Origin of the sequence: Streptomyces flaveolus, assembly GCF_000716535.1 — a bacterium.
GTDB lineage: Bacteria > Actinomycetota > Actinomycetes > Streptomycetales > Streptomycetaceae > Streptomyces > Streptomyces flaveolus_A.
Genome location: NZ_JNWV01000037.1, coordinates 61,117 through 82,127, shown reverse-complemented (window position 1 = coordinate 82,127; position 21,011 = coordinate 61,117). Strand labels below are relative to the sequence as shown.

Annotated in this window: 13 protein-coding genes and 1 pseudogene; 5 read left to right on the top strand and 9 right to left on the bottom strand. The window is 70.8% G+C overall.

The window, feature by feature from the left end:
• Positions 1–103 precede the first annotated feature (103 nt).
• The 7 genes and pseudogenes from OO52_RS35020 to OO52_RS34990 all read right to left on the bottom strand — a co-directional run bounded on the left by OO52_RS35020 (position 104) and on the right by OO52_RS34990 (position 11,068).
• Positions 104–1,095: pseudogene (locus OO52_RS35020) on the bottom strand (ABC transporter ATP-binding protein).
• A 13-nt stretch (positions 1,096–1,108) separates the two neighbouring features.
• The gene (locus OO52_RS35015; protein ID WP_030649837.1) at positions 1,109–2,170 is read right to left on the bottom strand and encodes an ABC transporter ATP-binding protein; all 1,062 of its coding nucleotides are present in this window, start codon (positions 2,168–2,170) and stop codon (positions 1,109–1,111) included.
• 15 nt (positions 2,171–2,185) lie between these two features.
• The gene (locus OO52_RS35010; RefSeq protein ID WP_030649838.1) at positions 2,186–3,163 is read right to left on the bottom strand and encodes an ABC transporter permease; all 978 of its coding nucleotides are present in this window, start codon (positions 3,161–3,163) and stop codon (positions 2,186–2,188) included.
• 92 nt (positions 3,164–3,255) lie between these two features.
• Complete coding sequence (locus OO52_RS35005) at positions 3,256–5,049, bottom strand: ABC transporter substrate-binding protein (protein WP_030649840.1); 1,794 nt, start codon at positions 5,047–5,049, stop codon at positions 3,256–3,258.
• 103 nt (positions 5,050–5,152) lie between these two features.
• Complete coding sequence (locus tag OO52_RS35000; RefSeq protein WP_030649842.1) at positions 5,153–6,193, bottom strand: ABC transporter permease; 1,041 nt, start codon at positions 6,191–6,193, stop codon at positions 5,153–5,155.
• A 479-nt stretch (positions 6,194–6,672) separates the two neighbouring features.
• Positions 6,673–8,589, bottom strand: a complete 1,917-nt coding sequence (gene typA / locus OO52_RS34995) for a translational GTPase TypA (RefSeq protein ID WP_030649844.1) — start codon at positions 8,587–8,589, stop codon at positions 6,673–6,675.
• Positions 8,590–8,761: 172 nt separating this feature from the next.
• Entirely contained in the window at positions 8,762–11,068 is a 2,307-nt protein-coding gene (locus tag OO52_RS34990) for an ABC transporter family substrate-binding protein (RefSeq protein ID WP_037629878.1), read from the bottom strand.
• A gap of 313 nt (positions 11,069–11,381) precedes the next feature.
• On the opposite strand from OO52_RS34990, the gene OO52_RS34985 reads away from it, so the two are divergent.
• From OO52_RS34985 to OO52_RS34970, 4 genes are read left to right on the top strand one after another with little or no spacing between them, the layout of a single operon-like run.
• Entirely contained in the window at positions 11,382–11,669 is a 288-nt protein-coding gene (locus OO52_RS34985) for a hypothetical protein (protein ID WP_030649850.1), read from the top strand.
• Between the two features lie 31 nt (positions 11,670–11,700).
• On the top strand, positions 11,701–12,522 hold the full coding sequence (locus OO52_RS34980) for a hypothetical protein (RefSeq protein ID WP_030649854.1): 822 nt from the start codon (positions 11,701–11,703) through the stop codon (positions 12,520–12,522).
• Positions 12,523–12,544: 22 nt separating this feature from the next.
• Positions 12,545–14,500, top strand: a complete 1,956-nt coding sequence (locus tag OO52_RS34975) for a fumarate reductase/succinate dehydrogenase flavoprotein subunit (RefSeq protein WP_030649857.1) — start codon at positions 12,545–12,547, stop codon at positions 14,498–14,500.
• Complete coding sequence (locus OO52_RS34970; RefSeq protein ID WP_030649860.1) at positions 14,497–15,270, top strand: succinate dehydrogenase/fumarate reductase iron-sulfur subunit; 774 nt, start codon at positions 14,497–14,499, stop codon at positions 15,268–15,270. Before OO52_RS34975 ends, OO52_RS34970 begins: the two co-directional genes overlap by 4 nt.
• Here OO52_RS34970 and OO52_RS34965 read toward each other — a convergent pair.
• Positions 15,248–16,450: a membrane protein gene (locus OO52_RS34965; RefSeq protein WP_030649861.1), complete on the bottom strand. Its 1,203-nt coding sequence runs from the start codon at positions 16,448–16,450 to the stop codon at positions 15,248–15,250. The genes OO52_RS34970 and OO52_RS34965 overlap by 23 nt on opposite strands.
• An 80-nt stretch (positions 16,451–16,530) precedes the next feature.
• Here OO52_RS34965 and OO52_RS34960 point away from each other — a divergent pair, with 80 nt between their 5' ends.
• Complete coding sequence (locus tag OO52_RS34960) at positions 16,531–18,318, top strand: hypothetical protein (RefSeq protein WP_037629880.1); 1,788 nt, start codon at positions 16,531–16,533, stop codon at positions 18,316–18,318.
• A 60-nt stretch (positions 18,319–18,378) separates the two neighbouring features.
• Here the strand turns inward: OO52_RS34960 and OO52_RS34955 are convergent, their stop codons facing one another.
• Positions 18,379–20,967: a SpoIIE family protein phosphatase gene (locus OO52_RS34955; protein ID WP_030649867.1), complete on the bottom strand. Its 2,589-nt coding sequence runs from the start codon at positions 20,965–20,967 to the stop codon at positions 18,379–18,381.
• Between the last annotated feature and the right edge of the window lie 44 nt (positions 20,968–21,011).

The following is a 21,011-nucleotide window of genomic DNA, read 5'->3' as shown; positions in this document are numbered from 1 at the left end:
GCCCGGCCGAGGCCCCTGGGCCCTGTCGGACGGATCATTCCGGCGTCGCGGGGCCGGCTCGGCTCGAAGGCACCGACAGCCGACCTGATCCGCACGACAGCCCCTAGTCCGCCTGGTCCTCCTCCAGTGCCGCCAGTGCCGGGTCCAGGACGATGTCCTCCTCGCGGGCCTCGATGGTCGGCTCCTCCGGGAAGTGGCAGGCCGTCAGGTGGCCGTCCCGGTTGCCGGAGAGCTGGAGCAGCGGGGGCTCCTCGGCCGCGCACTTGTCCTGCGCCTTCCAGCAACGGGTGCGGAAGCGGCAGCCGGAGGGCGGGGAGATGGGGGACGGCACGTCGCCGGCGAGGCGGATGCGCTCGCGCTGCGGTGCCTCCCCTTCCGTCAGGGTCACCTCGGGGACGGCGGACAGCAGGGCGTGGGTGTAGGGGTGCCGCGGGCGGGCGTAGATGGAGTCCCGGTCACCCACCTCGATGATCTTGCCGAGGTACATGACCGCGACGCGCTGGGAGAAGTGGCGTACGACGGCCAGGTCGTGGGCGAGCGGGCGACGCCGATGCGCTGGCGCTGGCCGCCGGAGAACTCGTGCGGGAAGCGGTTGTAGTGCTCGGGGTTCAGTCCGACGATCTCCAGGAGTTCGCGCACGCGTTTCTCCCGGCCGCCCTCCGGATCGATGCCGTTGATCTCCATCGGACCGGAGATGATCTTGCCGACCGTCTGCCGCGGGTTCAGCGACGAGTACGGGTCCTGGAAGATCATCTGGATCTCGGAGCGGACCGGCGCGAGCTGCTTGCGGGTCGCGTGGCTGATGTCCTGGCCGCGGTAGGTGATCGTGCCGCTGGTCGGTTCCAGCAGGCGGGTGATGAGCCGGCCGGTGGTCGACTTGCCGCAGCCGGACTCGCCGACCAGGCCGAAGCTCTCGCCCTCGCCGACCTGGAAGTCCAGGCCGTCGACGGCCTGCACCGCGCCGACCGTCCGCCGGATCGGGAAGCCGCCCTTGACCGGGAAGTGCTTGACCAGCCCCGAGACCTTCAGCAGCGGCTGCGGCACCGCGTCGTCACCGGCCTCGCGGGGGGTGGGGAGGACCAGGTCCTCTTTCATGACGGTTGTCCTCCTAGCCCAGACGGGGCCTGATCTCTTCGATGAAGATGGTGCGCTTCTGATCCGCGCCGAGGTGGCACGCCGAGGAACGGTCCGGGCCCAGCAGCGGGCGCTCGGTGACGCACCGGTCACCCTCGACCCGGTCCCGGAAGGTGCACCGGGGGTGGAAACGGCAGCCGGTCGGCGGGGTGAGCAGGCTCGGCGGGGTGCCGGGGATCGGCGAGAGCGGGGTGCCGAGGTCGGAGTCCAGCCGGGGCATGGAGTTCAGCAGGCCCCAGGTGTACGGGTGCTGCGGCGCCCTGAGCACCTCGTCGACGGTGCCGCGCTCCACCGCGCGCCCGGCGTACATGACCATGATGTCGTCGGCCATGTCGGCGATGACCCCGAGGTCGTGGGTGATGAAGACGATCGCCGTGCCGAACTCCCGCTGGAGGTCCTTGAGCAGGTCCAGGATCTGGGCCTGCACGGTCACGTCCAGCGCCGTGGTCGGCTCGTCGGCGATCAGCAGGTCCGGGTCGCAGACCAGGGCCATGGCGATCATCGCGCGCTGGCGCATACCGCCGGAGAACTGGTGCGGGTAGTCCCGCGCGCGCTCCTTGGGGTTGGGGATGCCGACCTTGGCGAGCATCTCCACGGCCCGCTCCCAGGCGGCCCTCTTCGAGGCGCCCGTGTGCTTCATGTACGGCTCGGCGATCTGCCGGCCGATGGTGTAGAAGGGCGACAGCGCGGTGAGCGGGTCCTGGAAGATCATCGCCATCCGGTTGCCGCGGAGCTTCTCCATCTCCTTCTCGGTGGCGGTGATCAGTTCCTTGCCGTCGAGGAGGATCTCCCCGTCGATCGTCGTGAACATCGGGTCGTGCAGCCCGAGGATCGTCAGGTTGGTGACCGACTTGCCCGAGCCCGACTCGCCCACGATGCCGAGGGTCTTCCCGCGGTACAGGTCGAAGGAGAGACCGTCGACGGCTTTGACCGGGCCGTCCTCGGTGGAGAACGTCACCTGGAGATCGCGCACCGAGAGGAATCCGTCCGGCCCGGTCGGGGCCGGTGCCCCTTCGGCCTTGGTCAGTGTGGTCACGATGGCTGGTTCTTCCTAGGAGAGCCGGATGCGGGGGTCGATCCACGCGTAGGTGATGTCGGTCAGGATGTTGATGATCAGGATGAAGAAGGCGCCGAACAGCATGACCCCCATGGTCAGCGGCAGGTCCTTGTTGACCGCGCCGTCCACGGCGAGCCGGCCGATTCCCTGGAGGGAGAAGGTCAGTTCGGTGACGACGGCACCGCCCAGCATGGAGCTGACGTCGATGCCGAGCACGGTGACGATCGGGATGAGCGAGCCGCGCCAGGCGTAGCGCAGGAAGACGTACTTGCGCGACATGCCCTTGGCCCGGGCGGTGCGCACATGGTCCTCGGCGAGCTGCTCGATCATCGAGGAGCGCGCCATACGGGTGTACTGCGCGGTGAAGATCGTGGCCATCACACAGACCGGGATCGACATCCCGACGAACCAGCCGACCGGGTCCTCGGTGAGGGGCACGTACTTGGGGTCCTCCATCCAGCCGGTGCTGTAGACGAGGACCGTCAGCACGATCGGGCCGAGGAAGTAGATCTGGAACGAGCTCAGCACCATGGACGCGCCGGTGGCGACCTTGTCGACCAGCGTCCCGCGCCGGTAGGCGGCGATCATGCCCGCGCCGACGCCGATGACGAGGAAGACGATCGCGCCGCCGGCGGTCAGGGTGAGGGTCAGCGGGAACCGGTCCATGATGGTGCTCCAGACCATGTCCCCCGAGTAGAACGACACGCCCAGGCAGGGGGCCGAGCAGTGTCCGGTCGGGAAGTCGCGGCCCGTCACGATGCCGGACATGAAGTCCCAGAACTGCTGGGCCAGGGGCAGGTTGAGCCCGAGGGCCTCCCGGATGTCCGCCAGCCGCTGGGGCGAACAGTCCTTGCCGCAGGCCAGGGAGGCGTAGTCGGAGGGTGCGGCCACGAAGAGGAAGAACGTCGCCGCCCCGATGAGGAAGAGCGTGACGAAGGCGCCGACCGTGCGCCGGAGGATGAACTGAAGCATGGCGGGCTGGCTCTCTGCGGAGACGGTGGGTAGGGGGCGCTCGGACAGGGGGCGCGCTCGCTGCGGAGCGCGCCCCCTGGGTCAGCCGCGGGTCACGACTTCAGGTACAGCCGGTTGATGTCGAGGAGGCTGGACACCGAGCCGTAGCGGGCACCGCCCACGTTGGAGCCGGAGATCTGGAACTGCTTCGTGTACCACAGCGGGGCCGCCGGGATGACGTTCTCCAGCAGGTAGTGGTGCGCTTCCTTCCAGGTCTTGGCGGCGTCGGTCGGGTTCTGCGTCAGCGCCTTCTTGATGAGGGCGTCGACCTTCGGGTCCTTGACGTGCGAGTAGTTCGCGGAGCCGTCGAAGACCTGGGAGCCGTCGTAGATCGGGGTGACGACCGTGCCCGGGGACGGCCAGTCCTGGCCCCAGCCGGTGATGTAGGCGTCGTACGGGTTCTTGAGCTTGCCGATCTGCTCGTAGTAGCTCGCCGCGTCGACCTCCTTGGCGACGACGTCGAACCCGACCTTGGTCAGGGCGTCCTCGATGGCGACCTTGCGCTTCTGGCCGGCCTCGCTGTTGGCGTAGGCGAAGACGATCTTCTTCTCGGCGGCCGGGACGCCCTTGAGGATCTCCTTGGCCTTGGCGATGTTGCCCTGCGGGGTCTTCAGCCGGCCGTAGGGGTCGTAGCTCGGCTCGTAGCCGGGCAGGGTCGGCGCGAAGTAGTTCGGCGCGACGTCACCGCCGTAGGCGCCGCCCTCGCCGGCGATGAGGGACTTGGAGTTGACCGCGTAGGTGGCGGCCTCGCGCACCTTCTTGTTCTTGACCCGGTCGAGGTTGAAGGTCAGCGTCATCACGTAGGGCTGGTAGCCCTTGACCGTGCGCTTGCTGGCCTCGGGGTTGTTGATGACGTCCTGGATCTGCGTGGCCTCGACGCCGTTGGTGAGCTGGATGGCGTTCTTGTTGTCGCCCTCGTCCGCGATCAGACGCTTGGTCTGGGTGGACTCGGTGACGCCGAACTGGATGGTGAAGCCGTCGACGTACTGGTGGCGCACGGAGTCGGTCTTCGGGTCCCAGTTGGTGTTCTTGACCAGCTTCAGGGTCTTGCCGGCCTTGTTCTCGGCGATCTTGTACGGGCCGGTGGAGACCGGCTTCTTCTCGTACCTCTCCTTGGTGTCGCCCTTCGCCGGGACGACCGCGTAGCCGGCCATGGCGAGCGTCTGCGGCAGGTCCGGGCGCGGCTGGTCGAAGTGGAAGACCACCGTCTTGTCGTCCGGGGTGTCCAGCACGGAGGCCGGCAGGTGCTTGCCGTCGAAGCCGCCGCCCGGCAGGGCCTTGCGGTAGTCGGCGCCGCTCAGCCAGGTCTGGAGGTAGGTCGGGCCGTCGAAGATGAACTTCGCGTACAGGCGCTCGACGCTGTGCCGGACGTCGGCCGAGGTGATCGGGTTGCCGTTCTCGTCCTTGATGCCGTCCTTCAGCGTGAAGGTCCAGGTCTTGCCGCCGTCGGAGGACTTGCCGGAGTCGGTGGCGAGGTCACCGGCGACGGACACGTTGCCCTTGTCGTCCTCCTGGAACTGGGTCAGGCGGCGGAAGAGCAGGTTGGCGACCTGGCCGGCGTCGGAGACGTAGATCTGGCCGGGGTCCAGGTGGGACAGGCCGGCCTCCTGGTACACCGTGATCGTGCCGCCGGGCTTCGCGCCGGGCACGTCCTTCGCGGGTCCGGTCGAACCCGCGGCGTCGACATAGGTGACCGCCTTCGACTGGACCGCCGCTTCCTTCTGGTCCTTCTTGGAGTCCTTGCCGGACTTGCCGCCCTCGTTCTTGGAGCAGCCCGTGAGAGCCAGGGAGCCGGCCGCGATGGCGATCACTACGGCACGCGCTCCGCGGGCGCGATGAGACATCATGTGGCGAATCCACCTACCTGTCGGTTGTTATCCGTGAGATCTGCCGGGCGCCGGCCGGGTGCGGGCCGGCGGGGGCGGCAGCCACCCCCACCCAACGGACGACCTACCGCCCGGACTTGGGGTCGAACGCGTCCCGTACGGAGTCCCCGAGGAGGTTGAAGCACAGGACGAAGATCACCAGCGCCACCCCGGGGAAGAACATGAACGCCGGGTCCTGCTCGGCGTATCGGGCGCCGGCGGCGAAGAGGCGTCCCCAGTCGGGTGTCGGCTCGACGAACCCGACGCCCGCGAAGGACAGGAAGGCGATGCTGAGGATGGTGCTGGGCAGTTGGTACGTGAACTGCACCAGGATCGGGGTCACGACGTTGGGCAGGATCTCCTTGCGCACGATCCGCCACGGCGAGGCGCCCGAGACCTTGGCCGCCTCCACGAACTCCCGTTCGCGCAGGGACAGTACCGTCGACCGGACCAGTCGGGCCATGCCCATCCAGCCCAGCAGCCACAGCACGATCAGCATGGCCAGGGCGCGGAAGTAGGTCGGCGTCTCCTCGCGGGGGTCCACGAAGAAGGACGTGACGACGGGCATGAAGGCGATGAAGAAGAGCTGTTGCGGGAAGGAGAGGAAGAAGTCGGTGCCGCGGCCGATCCAGTAGTCCGTGCGGCCGCCGAAGTACCCGCCGATCAGGCCGATCACGACACCGGTGACCATGATGAGGACGGTGATGCCGAGCGCCATGTACAGCGAGGTGCGCATGCCGTACAGCAGCATGGCGTAGAGGTCGCGGCCGTACTGCGGTTCGACGCCGAACCAGTGGTCGCCGGAGACGCCCCCCAAATACCCCAGCGGAAGCCCGAATTCGTCGAGGACGGGCTTGTCGGCGTAGGTGGGGTCCTGGCCGTACAGGGTGTACGGATCAGTGCCCGACAGCTTCACCAGCAGCGGTGCGAGCAGAGCGACGACGAAGTAGCCGATCACCACCACGGCGCAGATGACGCCCGTGCGGTCGCGCTTGAAGCGCAGCCACATCAGCTGGCCGGGGGACCGGCCCGCGAGCTTGACGGGTTCGTTCTTCGTCTCCGGCCCTGGTGCGCCGTCGACGACGACCGAAGCCCCGCCGCCCTCTATATCGATAGGACTTGTCACGGTTCGTCCGTTTCACAGGTATAAGCGTGAGAGGTGTCCGCGTACTCCGAGAACGCGCGTGACCGCAGTCGGACGCGCGTAGTTACCGGGGTTCCCTCCTCATGACTTCACGTGTTCACCAACTGGCGAGGGTTTCCGTCTTCCCTCCGACACCCCTGACGGAGGGTCAGAAACCCTGTGGTGCTCGTGAGTCGGCGCTGTCCCCACAGCGCGAGACCCATTGACCCGAGCGCTACGCGGCTAACTATCTGCCATGGGTCGACCACCGACCACTGCCCGTAGATCTCAATTCAGTCACAGCTCACGCCTACACCTTCCAAAATCTGGACAAACTGTTCGCCAGAAGAAGGCGCGAAACGGACTTGTTACATGGCTATCGGGCAGTGATCTCCGCATGTCGGACATGGGGCGCCCGAAAATCGGTTGCAAAAAGCCCGGGTTCCCCCACCATGGGGGAACCCGGGCTCAGGTGGCCGGAATCAGCTGTGCTTGGCGCGGCTCGCGGCGCGCGCCCGCTCCCGCTGGTCGAGCACGACCTTGCGGATGCGAACGGCCTCCGGGGTCACCTCGACGCACTCGTCGTCGCGGCAGAACTCCAGCGACTGCTCCAGCGACAGCTTGCGCGGCGGCACGATCGACTCGGTCACATCGGCCGTCGACGACCGCATGTTGGTGAGCTTCTTCTCCTTGGTGATGTTGACGTCCATGTCGTCGGAGCGGGAGTTCTCGCCGACGATCATGCCCTCGTACACCTCGGTGCCCGGCTCCACGAAGAGCACGCCGCGCTCCTGAAGGTTCGTCATCGCGAACGCGGTGACGGCACCGGAGCGGTCGGCGACCAGGGAGCCGTTGTTACGGGTCTGCAGCGGGCCGGCCCACGGCTCGAAGCCCTCGTGGATGGAGTGGGCGATGCCCGTGCCACGGGTCTGCGTCAGGAACTCGGTGCGGAAGCCGATCAGGCCGCGGGAGGGGACGACCCACTCCATGCGGACCCAGCCGGAGCCGTGGTTGGACATGTTGTCCATGCGGCCCTTGCGCACGCCCATGAGCTGGGTGACGGCGCCCATGTGCTCCTCGGGCACGTCGATCGTCATGCGCTCCATCGGCTCGTACGTCTTGCCGTCGACCTCCTTGGTGACGACCTGCGGCTTGCCGACGGTCAGTTCGTAGCCCTCCCGGCGCATGGTCTCGACCAGGATGGCGAGCGCCAGCTCACCACGGCCCTGCACCTCCCAGGCGTCCGGGCGCTCGGTCTCCAGGACACGGAGGCTGACGTTACCGATCAGCTCGCGGTCCAGGCGGTCCTTGACCTGGCGGGCGGTGACCTTGCGGTCCTTGACGGCCGCCTTCTTGTCGGCGCCCTTGCCGGTGGCGCCACGGCCGACCAGCGGGGAGGTGTTGGTGCCGATCACCATGGAGATCGCCGGCTCGTCGACCTTGATCAGCGGCAGCGCGACCGGGTTCTCCGGGTCGGCCAGCGTCTCGCCGATCATGATGTCCGGGATGCCGGCGACCGCGCAGATGTCACCCGGGCCCGCTTTCTCGGCCGGCTTGCGGGTGAGCGCCTCCGTCATCATCAGCTCGGAGATGCGGACGTTGGCGATGGAGCCGTCGCGCTTGATCCAGGCGACCGTCTGGCCCTTGCGCAGCTCGCCCTGCTCGACCCGGAGCAGCGCGATACGGCCGAGGAAGTTGTCGGCGTCCAGGTTGGTGACGTGCGCCTGGAGCGGGGCGTCCTTGTCGTAGGTCGGGGCCGGGATGTGCTCCAGGATGGTGGAGAAGAAGGGCTCCAGGCTGGTGGAGTCGGCCGGGACCGTGCCGTTGTCCGGCTTGGTCAGCGAGGCGATGCCGTCACGGCCGCAGGCGTAGACGATCGGGAACTCGATCTGCTCCTCGTCCGCGTCCAGGTCGAGGAAGAGGTCGTAGGTCTCGTTGACGACCTCGTCGATGCGGGCGTCGGGACGGTCCGTCTTGTTGATGCACAGGATGACGGGGAGCCGGGCCTGGAGCGCCTTGCGCAGCACGAAGCGGGTCTGCGGCAGCGGGCCCTCGGAGGCGTCCACCAGCAGCACGACGCCGTCGACCATCGACAGACCGCGCTCGACCTCGCCGCCGAAGTCGGCGTGGCCGGGGGTGTCGATGATGTTGATGGTGATGGGCTCCCCGCCGTCCTTCGGGTGGTACTTGACCGCCGTGTTCTTGGCGAGGATCGTGATGCCCTTCTCACGCTCCAGGTCGTTCGAGTCCATGACGCGGTCGTCGACCTGCTCGAGCTGGTGGGCGGCGAAGGCACCGGCCTGCTTCAGCATCGCGTCGACGATGGTGGTCTTGCCGTGGTCGACGTGGGCGACGATGGCGACGTTGCGGATGTCGTGACGCGTAGAAAACGCAGTCATATTGTGGCGTACTCCCGGAGTGTGCGGACTGCCCTGCGCGTACGTCCTGTCGCGCGGGCCCTGCCGGGCTGGACACGCCACGGCCTCACCCCATGGTACGTGGCCCCTGCCGCCGGAGCTCGCCGGGATACGTCGGTGCAGCTCAGGCCGGATCCGACGCACCCGGCAGCGGCTACTTGGCCGGGCTCGGCGAGATCTTCGCACCCTTCTTCAGGAAGCCCATGTCCTCGTACACCGGCGTCCGGAAACCGAAGGCCCCGGCGTTGACCACGTTCTTCCGGACTCCCACCAGCTGAGGCCGCTGGTAGAGCGGGATGGAGCCGGCGGCGGCCCAGATGCGGGCGTCGGCCTTGCGGATCAGGGAACGCGCCTCGTCCTCGTCCAGCGTGGTCGCGGCCTGGTCGAAGAGCTGGTCGACCTGGTCCGTGCCGACCCGCGTGAAGTTCTGCTCGACGTTCACCGAGCCGTCGGCCGCCGCGACCGGCTTGGCGTAGATGGGCCGGGCGTCCGTCGCCGGGAACGCGGAGGACGGCCAGGAGTACAGGGCGAGGTCGTAGTCGCCGGCGGCGATGTGGTCCTTGAAGTAGCTCTCGTCCGAGACCTTCGTGATCGTCGTGCGGATGCCGACCTGCTCCAGCATCGCGGAGATCCGCTCGGCGACCGAGTTCAGGGTGTCCGAGCCGGAGCCGGAGGGCAGGACGAAGCGCAGGGCGAGCGGCTTGCCGTCCTTGGCGAGCGGTCCGGCGGGCGCGGCGGCCGGGGCGGCCGTGCCCTGGGGGGCGTACGCGCCGGGCGCGCCGCCGTGCTTGCCCTCCCGCGCGAGGTGCTGGTCGGGGTGCTCGTGCTGGTCGCCGGCGGACTCGTGGTGCTTGCCCTTGCCGTCGCCGTCCGGGCCGCCGTGGCTGCCGCCGCCGGACCCGTCGTCGTGGCCCTTCTCGTCGTCGTCCTCCCCGACGATGTACTCGCCGTCCTTGCCGCCGTTCGACACGTCCTCGGACGGGCGCGCGGGGCCGGCCGCCTTCTCGGCCTTCTTCGGCTCCTTGAGCGGGCCGCCGCGCACCCAGCCGGCGTCGGCGAGCAGCGCCTGCGCCTCCTTGGCGTCCTGGCCGCCGATCGCGCCGCTGCCGTCGGCGTAGGCGGCCTGCCCGGACAGGGCGAGGTGGCTGCCGACCGGGACGGCGGGCAGCCCCAGCGGGGTGAGCACCAGCCGGGCCAGCTCCACGCGGTCCAGGGCGCGGGCGACGGCCCGGCGGACCCGGTCGTCGGCGAGGGGACCGGTCGAGCCGTTGAGGGCGAGCTGCGTGTAGGCGGGCTCCAGGGACTTGCGGACCTCGACGTCCCGCAGCGCCTGCTGCTGCTCCAGGTACCGGGTGATGGCCTTGCGCAGCTTCTGCTTGCCCGCGTGCACCTGGTCGGAGTCGAAGCCGTGCGCGAGCGCCCAGTCGCGCAGCTTCTTCACGGACGTCTTGCCGCCGGCGCCCTGGAGCGGGGTGCCGGTGCCCTTCGCCCGGCCCGCGAGGCCGATCCGCTGGGCGTCGGCGGAGTCGATCTCGGCCAGGTCCACGCTGCCGTCGGCGAGGGCGGCGGCCCGCTTGTCGCGCGTCACGGCGTGCAGCACGATCTCGTTCAGCTTGGCGGGCTTTCCCCACCAGCGCGGGTTGCGGGTGAGGACGACGTCCTTCTTCGCGGTGTCGACCTTCTTGACCTTGAAGGGTCCGGCGGTGACCGTCAGCTTGCGCCGGGCGCCGTCGTTGAAGGCGTCCGGGGTGCCCATGACGTCCTTCGGGTACAGCGGGGAGAACAGCGACTTCCAGTCGGCGTAGGGGCGGGAGAAGGTGACCCGGACCTGGAGGTCGCTGGCGCCGCGCTCGATCTTGGCGATGCGGTCGTAGCCGGCGTTGCGGGCGGTCCAGTAGGCGCTGTTCCTGCCGGACAGGGCGCGCCACTGGGCGACGAAGTCGGCGGCGCCGATCTCCCGGCCGTCGGTCCAGACGGCCTGCTGGTTCAGCTTGTACAGCACGACCTGGCGCGGCTCGGTCTCGATGACCTCGGCCGACTCCAGGTAGGCCGGGTTGGCCACCGGCCGGCCGGCGGCGTCGAGCCGGAACATGGACGGCAGTACGGCCTGGGCGACCCGGCCGGTGCCGGCGTCGGCGTCGGCCTGGAAGGTGTTCAGGGTCTCCGGCACGGCGTCCACGGCCCACTTCAGGGTGCCGCCGTCGGCGACCTTGTCGCGGGCGACGAGAGCGATGTCCTGCGGGGCGAGCGGGGTGCCGGCCTCGTCGTCCTCGCCGCAGCCGGCGAGGAGGGGGACGGCGAGGGCGCTCGCGCTCAGGAAGACGAGGGCTCGCTTCAGCTGCCGGGACCGGTCGCCGGTTGGCCGCGGGTGCGTCGTGGCCGGTCGCGCCCCGCGGCAGAGCCGCCCGTCGATGGAGTCTCGCACCCCTGTGGGGCGCTGCCCAACGCCGTCGTAGGACATCTCTGCTACCTCCAGGAAGCCACGGGCCTTATGCTCGCATTTGTCGGTATATGGAGCTGATCACGTTTGGCGGTATATGGAGCTGATCAGATCTATGCGGCCACTGAAGAGGAAAGGATCCGGCCACGGTGGGCGACACGGCGACGACGGCCGGTAAGCCCACCCGTGCGGCGCAACACACCGGGCGGTGCATCCGTACGCCCCGGCCAATCGCTGCACATCCCTTCACACCGGCGGGCGTGAGGCGCAACACTCCAAGGCGCATGAACGTTGCCGCCCATGACCGCCGGACCCGCGGAAGCGAGGGCAAGTCATGTCCGTGCACGACGACATCAACGCCGTCCAGCGCTGTCTCGACGACCTCAACCGGTCGGTGAGCCGCCTGGAACACCAGCTCGGCAGCGCTCTGGAGATACGCCGGGTCCGCCTGGACGCCGACCATCTGCGTGAGAGCGTGGCACTGCTGCGGGAGGCCGCCGCGGCCCCGGCCACGCCGCGCCGGCCCGACCTCGTCACCATCTCCGACGCGCCCTACGACATCAGCCTGTGGACGGACTCGGACGACGAGGGCCTGGGCGCCCGCGACCGCCGCGCCCCCTGACACTCCCCCCTCGAACCGACCGGAGTCCCCCTTGGCTACTGGTACGGAACCCCAACAGAACAGCGGTGGCGTACGCACCCGTACGCGCGCCGCGATCGCCGCCCCGCACCTGCGGACCGACCGCTGGTGGCTGGCGCCCGCCGCCACCGCGGCCGGCCTGCTGGCCTTCGTCGTGTACTCGACCTGGCGGGCCTTCGCGAACGCCCACTACTACGCGGCGCCGTACGTCTCGCCGTTCTACTCGCCGTGCCTGGCGGAGAACTGCCGGACCATGCGCGCCGGGCCCAACGCCGACCTGTTCGGGGGCTGGTGGGGCATCTCCCCCGCCATCATCATCCTGATCTTCCCGCTCGGCTTCCGGCTGACCTGCTACTACTACCGCAAGGCGTACTACCGCGCCTTCTGGGCGTCGCCGCCCGCCTGCGCGGTGGCCGAGCCGCACCGGACGTACACCGGCGAGACCCGCTTCCCGCTGGTCCTGCAGAACATCCACCGGTACTTCTTCTACGCCGCCCTGCTGGTGGCCGGCGTGCTGACGTACGACACCGTGCTGGCCTTCCGGGACGAGCACTACCGGTGGGGGCACATGGGCCTCGGCACCCTGGTCTTCCTCGCCAACATCGCGCTGATCTGGGCGTACACCCTCTCGTGCCACTCCTGCCGGCACATCGTCGGCGGCAAGCTCAAGCACTTCTCCCGGCACCCCGTGCGCTACCGCGCGTGGCAGTTCGTCGGCCGGCTCAACGCCCGCCACATGCAGCTGGCCTGGGCCTCGCTGCTGAGCGTGGCGCTCGCCGACTTCTACGTCTACCTGGTCGCGTCCGGGGTCTTCGACGATCCGCGCTTCTTCTAGAGATCCAGTGAGGGACTGACTGATGTCCGTGGTCGACCGGCAGGAGTGGGACGTCGTCGTGGTCGGCGCCGGGGGCGCGGGCCTCCGCGCGGCGATCGAGGCGCGCGAACGGGGCGCCCGTACGGCGGTGATCTGCAAGTCGCTGTTCGGCAAGGCGCACACGGTGATGGCCGAGGGCGGCATCGCGGCGGCGATGGCCAACGCCAACGAGCACGACACCTGGCAGGTCCACTTCCGCGACACCATGCGCGGCGGCAAGTTCCTCAACCAGTGGCGGATGGCCGAACTGCACGCGCAGGAGGCCCCGGAGCGGGTGTGGGAACTGGAGACCTGGGGCGCGCTGTTCGACCGTACGAAGGACGGCCGCATCTCGCAGCGGAACTTCGGCGGGCACGAGTACCCGCGCCTGGCCCACGTGGGCGACCGTACGGGCCTGGAGCTGATCCGCACGCTCCAGCAGAAGATCGTCGCGCTCCAGCAGGAGGACTTCAAGGAGACCGGGGACTACGAGTCCCGGCTGAAGGTCTTCCAGGAGTGCACGGTCACCCGGATCCTGAAGACCGTGCCCGGCAGCGGCGACGCCGCGGACTCGCGCGTGAGCGGCGTCTTCGCCTACGACCGTGAGACCGGCCGCTTCTTCGTCCTCCAGGCCCCGGCCGTGGTCCTCGCGACCGGCGGCATCGGCAAGTCCTTCAAGGTCACGTCCAACTCGTGGGAGTACACGGGCGACGGCCACGCGCTGGCGCTGCTGGCCGGCGCCCCGCTGCTCAACATGGAGTTCGTCCAGTTCCACCCGACCGGCATGGTCTGGCCGCCGTCGGTGAAGGGCATCCTCGTCACCGAGTCGGTGCGCGGGGACGGCGGGGTGCTGCGGAACTCCGAGGGCAAGCGGTTCATGTTCGACTACATCCCGGACGTCTTCAAGGAGAAGTACGCCGAGTCGGAGGACGAGGCCGACCGGTGGTACGAGGACCCCGACCACAACCGCCGGCCGCCCGAACTCCTCCCCCGCGACGAGGTGGCCCGCGCGATCAACGCCGAGGTGAAGGCGGGCCGGGGCTCCCCGCACGGCGGGGTCTTCCTGGACGTGTCGACCCGGATGCCCGCCGAGGTGATCCGGCGCCGGCTGCCGTCCATGTACCACCAGTTCAAGGAGCTGGCGGACGTCGACATCACGGCCGAGGCCATGGAGGTCGGGCCGACCTGCCACTACGTGATGGGCGGCATCGCGGTCGACTCCGACACGGCGGCGGCGCGCGGGGTGCCGGGGCTGTACGCGGCCGGTGAGGTGGCCGGCGGCATGCACGGTTCCAACCGGCTCGGCGGCAACTCCCTGTCCGACCTGCTGGTGTTCGGACGCCGGGCGGGCTGGCACGCGGCGCAGTACGCGCAGGGGACGGCCGACCGGCGCCCGCCGGTGGACGACGCCCAGATCGGCGCGGCTTCGGCGGAGGCGCTGCGGCCGTTCTCCGCCGGGGCGGAGGGCGAGGCGGGGCCGCCGGAGAACCCGTACACCCTGCACCAGGAACTCCAGCAGGCGATGAACGACCTGGTCGGCATCATCCGCCGCGAGGGCGAGATGGAGCAGGCCCTGCACAAGCTCGCCGAGCTGCGGGTGCGGGCCCGGCGGGCCGGTGTCGAGGGCCACCGCCAGTTCAACCCCGGCTGGCACCTCGCCCTGGACCTCAGGAACATGCTGCTGGTCAGCGAGTGCGTGGCCCGGGCCGCGCTGGAGCGCACCGAGTCGCGCGGCGGGCACACCCGCGAGGACCATCCCCGGATGGACCGGGCCTGGCGCAACGTGAACCTGCTGTGCGCCCTCGCCGACCCCACGGGCGGCCTCGCGGCGTCCGACCCCGCCCGCGGCCAGATCCGCCTCACCCGCGAGACCACCGACCCCATCCGCCCGGACCTGCTCGCCCTCTTCGAGAAGGAGGAGCTGGTCAAGTACCTCGCCGAAGAGGAGCTGTACGAGTGAGCAGCTACGAAGCCCGCTTCCAGGTGTGGCGGGGCGACGAACAGGGCGGCAACCTGGAGGACTTCACGGTCGAGGTGAACGACGGCGAGGTGGTCCTGGACATCGTCCACCGCCTCCAGGCCACCCAGGCGCCCGACCTCGCCGTGCGCTGGAACTGCAAGGCGGGCAAGTGCGGTTCGTGCTCGGCGGAGGTCAACGGCCGCCCCCGGCTGCTGTGCATGACCCGCATGTCCGTCTTCGACCGCGCGGAGACGATCACGATCACCCCGCTGCGTGCCTTCCCGGTGATCCGGGACCTGGTGACGGACGTCGGCTTCAACTACCAGAAGGCGCGCGAGGTCCCGTCCTTCGTGCCGCCCGCTGGACTCGGCCCCGGCGAGTACCGCATGTTCCAGGAGGACGTGGACCGCCCGCAGGAGTTCCGCAAGTGCATCGAGTGCTTCCTGTGCCAGAACACCTGCCACGTGGTGCGCGACCACGAGGAGAACAAGCAGGCGTTCGCCGGCCCGCGCTACCTGATGCGCGTCGCCGAGCTCGACATGCACCCGCTGGACGCGGCGGCCGAGACCGGCCTGGACCGCGGTCGCGCCGCCCAGGACGACCACGGCCTCGGCTACTGCAACATCACCAAGTGCTGCACGGAGGTCTGCCCCGAGGGCATCAAGATCACCGACAACGCCCTGATCCCGCTGAAGGAACGCGCGGTGGACCGCAAGTACGACCCGCTGGTCTGGCTGGGTTCGAAGATCAGGAGGCGCTCGGGGGCGTAGCCACCCAGCCCTCCCGGTACGCCCGCCAGTCCGCCTCGGTGGCCGCGAAGTCCACGTAGAGGGCGACGCCGAAGCGGGCGCGGTCGGCGTCCGTGCGGCTCAGACCGAGGCGGACCCCGCGCACGGCGGCCGGGACGGTCTCGGCGTGCGCCCAGTGGCCGAACCGGTTCTCGTGGTAGAAGGGCAGGCCCATCAGCAGGTCGGTGCTCTCGGGGGTGACCTCCAGGGCGAGGCTGGTCTGCTGGGCCACATAGCCGCCGTACAGGCTCTGCATCGGCTGCATGGTGTCGTACGACATGACGGCGATCTGGTCCACACGGCGGGCCACCTGCCCGAAGTACGCCTGCGACCACCACTTGGGGTGGCCGGTGGTCGTGCCCCAGAAGGAGTGGAAGGCGGGCAGCGGGTCGATCTGGTGGGCGGCGACGGAGAGGACGGCGCCCCGGGCGTGGGTGAGGGCGCGCAGGTCGTCGAGGAGGGACAGGTAGTCGCGGTCGCCGGAGTGCAGCGGTTCCAGGTCGAAGTGGGTGCCCTCGAAGCCGGCGGCGAGGATCTGCCGGGCCGAGGTGACGATCGCCGCCCGGGTCGCGGCGCGCTCCAGGCGCAGGCCGTCCGGGCCCTCCGTGGCCAGTTTGTCGCCGAGCCAGGCCTGGACGCGGACGCCGGGGAGTTCCCGGTGTACGGCCGCGATCAGCCGGCGGGCCTTCGGGTACGCCGACGCCGGCAGGGTCCCGTCGTGTTCGAGCGGCCCCGCGTGGACGTACAGATCGCGGATCCCGGTGCCCCTCAGGCGGCGGGCGAGGGCCTCGACGTCCCGGTCGGTCTTCCGCCCGTCCACCCAGGCGTGCCCGAGCCAGAGGGCGTCCCGGTGCCGGGTGCGGGTGCCGGGGGCGGGATCGCCGGTGTAGTTGAGGCGCAGGGCCGTCTCGGCGGTGAGGAGGGGGAGCAGGAGGAGGGCGAGGAGAGCGGCGGCGATCCGCAGGAGGCGGCGTTTGCGGGGGCGGGGACCGGGGGCCGGCTGGGCAGCGGGGTCACCCGGGTGAGGGGGTTGCCGCTCGGCGCGGTCCTCTTTCTCACGTATGTGCACCGCACCGCGTTCCTCGTCCCGTGCGTCGTCGGTCCGGTCTTCGTCGGTCCCCTCTTCCTCGGTCCGGATGTCGTCGGTCCGGTTCTCGTCCATCGCGCCCCCCTGTCCGCCTGGTCCCCCACCCGTATCCATCCCGCTCGCGGAGCCGTCTACCTGCCCATACGCTCCGAAATGTGACGTCCTCCCTGATCCGGGGCCGGCCCCGGCGGGCCACCGCACACATACGGGTGCGGGTGGCGCATGCCGTGCTGGGCGCCCTGGTGGGAGCCGGGTGGCTGATGTTGCCGGTGATGACGGTCCATGCCGGTGATCCGGTTCCCGTGGCCCCCGTCGGCACGGTGGCGAGCGCCGCCGCCCCGCAGCAGGGCGGCACGTCGACCGCCGACCTCGTGCTGCCGCTCGTCGCCGGGGTCGCGGCCGTCGCCCTGGCCGGATACGGCTATCTGCGGCGCACCCGCCGGGCCCGGACCCGGACGACCCCGGGGATCGTCTCGACGCACCCGCCCCTGCCCGCCCCGGCCGACTCCGAACGCCAGGCCCGGGCGGCACTGCGGCTGGCCGACGACTGCGTACGGACCAGCCGGGAGGAACTGTCCTTCGTCCGGGAACGGTTCGGGGAGCAGCGGACCGAGCCGTTCACGCACGCGCTGCGAGCCGCCGAGACCGAGCTGTCGGCGGCGTTCGCGATCTGGCGGCGGTACGAGGAGGGCGTCCCGGAGGAGGCGGGCGCCCGGCGCCAGGCGCTGGTCGGGGTGATCGGACGCTGCGCGGAGGCCGGGCGGCGGCTGGACGCGGAGGCGGAGGCGCTGGACCGGTTGCGGGGACTCACGGGGGACGAGGAGGGGGTGCGCGCGGCGCTGGGCGTGGCCGAGGAGCGGTTCCGGGAGCTGGCGGCGCGGACGACGGCCGCGCAGCGGACACTGGCGGCGCTGCGGGAGCGGTACGCGCACTCGGCCACCGGGTCCGTCACCGGGTACGTCGAACTGGCCAAGGACCGCCTGGTGTTCGCCGGAGCACGGCTGAACGAGGCCCGGCAGGCCGCCGATGTGGGCGAGACACGGCGGGCCGCGTGGCAGTTGCGCGCGGGCGAGGGCGCGGTGGCCCAGGCGGGGCTGCTGGTGGACGGGGTGGAGCGGCTCGCGGACCAGCTGCGGGAGGCGGCCGGACTGGTACCGGCGGCGCTGACCGGCGCGGAGTCGAAATTGGCGACGGCCCGGCGCGCCTCGCCGACGCTGGATGGGCCGGAAGCCCGGCCGACGACGGCCCAGCACGCGACCGACCAGACCTCACCGACCTCAGGTGAACCGCCTGCCCAGTCGGCCCAGACCGAAGGGGGCCCGGCGACGGCCCGGCGCGCCTCGCCTACGACGGGAGAGCCGGAGACCCCGCCGACGACGGCCCAGCGCGCGACCGACCAGGCCTCACCGACCTCAGGTGAACCGCCTGCCCGGCCGGCCCAGGCCGAAGGGGGCGCGGCGGCGGGTGAGCCGGGGGGTCGGCCCGCCCACGCCGATGGAGTGCTGGCGGCGGTCCGCGAGGAGCTGACCGGTGGGGCGTACGACCCGCTGGACGCGCTGCGCCGGATCACCCGGGCCGTGGAGCGGCAGACGGGGGCGCGGTCGGGGGTGCTGGACACGGCGGCGCTGCTCGTGGCGCGGAGTTCGGTCGCCGGGGCGGAGGAGTTCGTCGGGGTGCACCGGGGGGCGGTGGGCGCGGAGGCCCGGGCCCGGCTGGCGGAGGCGGTGCGCGAGCTGGGCGCGGGCAACGTGGGGTGGGCCGACGTCGTGGCCGGGGAGGCGCGGAGACTGGCCGACCGGGATGTCCGGGCCCACGGCACCGAGGGGGACGCGGCCGGCCTCGCCGGTGCGGTCCTGGGCGGCGTCCTCCTCGGCGAGGACCCCGACGGCGGTCCCCCGCCCTCGTTCGGCGGCCCGCGGACCCGCTCCCGGCTGCACACGTAGGTGCGGCCCGACGCGCCCTCCGGAAATCGGGGGCAGGGGCGGACTGCCTCCCGAGTGGGGTCAGAACAGGCTCAGCAGGGCCTCTGCCGGGTCTGTGAGGCTGCCCTCTCCTCCCGGCAACGGCAGCTCGAACCAGACCGTCTTGCCGCGAGGCGTCCGCCGGGAGCCCCAGGCCGCGCTGAGCAGGCCGACCAGTTGCAGGCCCCGTCCGCCCTCGTCGGTGTCCCGGGCCCGTCGGCGCCGGGGCTGGACCAGGCCGGAGTCCCAGACCTCGCAGACCAGCGTGCGGTCGAGCAGCAGCCGTAGCCTGATGTCCCCCTCGCCGTACCGCAGCGCGTTCGTCACCAGCTCGCTGACCAGCAGCTCCGTCGTGTCGACCAGCGGCTCCAGATCCCAGGAGAGCAGCTGTCCGCGGGCGTACTCCCGGGCCCGGCCCACACTGCGCGGCTCGCGCGGCAGCGTCCAGTCGCCGACGGACTCGGCGGGCAGCCCCTGCACCCGGGCCATCAGCAGGGCGATGTCGTCCTCGCCGTGGTGGGTGTCGAGGGTGTTGAGGACGTGGTCGCAGACGTCCTCCAGCGGCTGGGTGGGATCGGTGAGCGCGCCGACGAAGGCCTGGAGCCCCTCGTCCAGCGGGTGGTCGCGCGATTCGACCAGGCCGTCCGTGTAGAGCGCGAGCAGCGCCCCCTCGGGGAGTTCGACCTCGACCTCCTCGAACGGCTCGCCGCCCACGCCCAGCGGCATGCCGGGCGGCACGTCGAGCATCAGCGCCGCCTCACCGGGCTCGACCAGCACCGGCGGCAGATGCCCGGCGTTGGCGAACGTACAGCGTCTGGTGACGGAGTCGTACACGGCGTACACGCAGGTCGCGAGGTACACCTCGGAGAGGTCCGCGTCCCGGGGCTGACGGGCCGCACGGGTCGCCTGCTGGACGCCGCCCGGCGTGCCGAGGCCCCGCGCGATCTCGTCCAACGCCGAGAGCACTTCCGCCGGTTCCAGGTCCAGCAGGGCCAGCGTGCGTACGGCCGTGCGGAGTTCGCCCATCGCCACCGCCGCCCTGAGGCCCCGGCCCATGACGTCCCCGACCACCAGGGCGGTGCGGTGGCCGGGGAGTTCGATGACGTCGAACCAGTCGCCGCCGACCTCCGTCGCCGCGTTGCCGGGCAGGTAGCGGCAGGCGATGTCCAGGCCCGACGCCTCGGGGTCGCCGGGCGGGAGCAGGGAGCGTTGCAGTATCAACGCCCGTTCGTGCTCCCGGCGGTACAGGCGCGCGTTGTCGATGCAGACGGCGGCCCGCGCGGCCAGTTCGACCGCGAGGTCCCGGTCGCGGTCGCCGAACGGCTCGCTGCCCTTCGTCCGGGCGAACTGCGCGAGTCCCACGACGGTGTCGTGGGCGACCATCGGCACGGCCAGCGTGGACTGCACGAGTCCGCCCTCCTCGGGGGGCACGTGCCGCGGGCGGGCGGTGCGCAGGGCGTCCGCGCAGGGCGAGCTGAACGGGAAGTGGTGGACCGCGCCGACCTCGACGGCCTTCCCGGAGCTGCCGAAGGGCGCGCCGGAGACGGCGCTGGCGAAGGCGACGCGACGCAGTTCGGCGCTGCCGTCGGCGAGTCCGGGCGGGGCCTCGTCGCCGGCCAGCAGGCCCTGGTAGAGGTCGACGGTGGCGAGGTCGCAGAAGCCGGGGACGACGACGTCGAGGAGTTCGCGGGCCGTGGTCTCCAGGTCGAGGGAGTTCCCTATGCGGGCGCCGGCCTCGTTGAGCAGGGCGAGGTTGCGCCGGGCGGCGGCGGCCTCGCGGGCGGCGGCGCGGCGGGAGGTGATGTCGGTGCCGAGCCAGGCGATGCCGATGGGCCGGCCGCTGCCGCTGTGCACGCGGTAGAGGTTGACCGACCAGTGCCGGCGTTCCTCGGAGCCCGGGACGAAGCCGGTGACGTGCATGTCGGTGATGGACTCGCCGCTCTCCAGCACCCGTCGCAGCGTGGCCGAGACGCGCTCGGCCTCGCCGCGCGGCAGATAGTCGTGAACTCCCTTGCCCCGGTGGTCGTCCGGGGTGCCGCCGAAGATGGAGGCGAACCGCATGTTGGCCCGGCGCACCCGCAGGTCCGGGTCGATGAGCAGGAATCCGAAAGGGGATTGACCGAAAATCGACTGCGAGGCGGCGAGGTCGGTCTCGATGCTGCGCAGTGTGCGGACGTCCACGACGATGCACACGGCGGCCTTGTCGCCCTCGGCGGTGCGCGTCGGCATGACGTACACCTCGGCCAGGCCCTCCTCGCCGCGCGTGCCGTCCGGCCGGTCCGGCATCCGGAACGGTACGACTCCAGTCCATTCGCGGCCGTCGAGGATTTCGGCCATCTTCCGCTGGCCGCGCTCGCGCAGGTCGGGATCGATGAAGGCCTCTATGGGGTCCATGCCGACGGCGCGTGCGGCGGGGATGCCGAAGAGCTGCTCGGCGCGCAGGCTCCACTGGTCGACCAGCCCGCCGGGACTGATGGAGAAGGACGCGACCTTGATGTAGTCGTAGATGGAACCAGGCGGACTGCTCTGCCACATGGCGTCACCGGGTGCCGCACCAGCCTCCGCGGCCTGCCTCCTCGCGCCGTCCGACGGGTCCTCGGACTCCGTGGCCTTCGCTGGTATCTCGCTCACGCGAACCGTCCCCTCCAGCTCACCGCGTCCGGCACCGGTCACCG

Excerpts from the sequence above, each read along its gene's own strand:
- OO52_RS35010 (WP_030649838.1), bottom strand. The coding sequence starts at position 3,163 with ATGCTTCAGTTCATCCTCCGGCGCACGGTCGGCGCCTTCGTCACGCTC.
- OO52_RS35005 (WP_030649840.1), bottom strand. The coding sequence starts at position 5,049 with ATGATGTCTCATCGCGCCCGCGGAGCGCGTGCCGTAGTGATCGCCATC.
- typA (WP_030649844.1), bottom strand. The coding sequence starts at position 8,589 with ATGACTGCGTTTTCTACGCGTCACGACATCCGCAACGTCGCCATCGTC.
- OO52_RS34990 (WP_037629878.1), bottom strand. The coding sequence starts at position 11,068 with ATGTCCTACGACGGCGTTGGGCAGCGCCCCACAGGGGTGCGAGACTCC.
- OO52_RS34985 (WP_030649850.1), top strand. The coding sequence starts at position 11,382 with ATGTCCGTGCACGACGACATCAACGCCGTCCAGCGCTGTCTCGACGAC.
- OO52_RS34975 (WP_030649857.1), top strand. The coding sequence starts at position 12,545 with ATGTCCGTGGTCGACCGGCAGGAGTGGGACGTCGTCGTGGTCGGCGCC.
- OO52_RS34965 (WP_030649861.1), bottom strand. The coding sequence starts at position 16,450 with ATGGACGAGAACCGGACCGACGACATCCGGACCGAGGAAGAGGGGACC.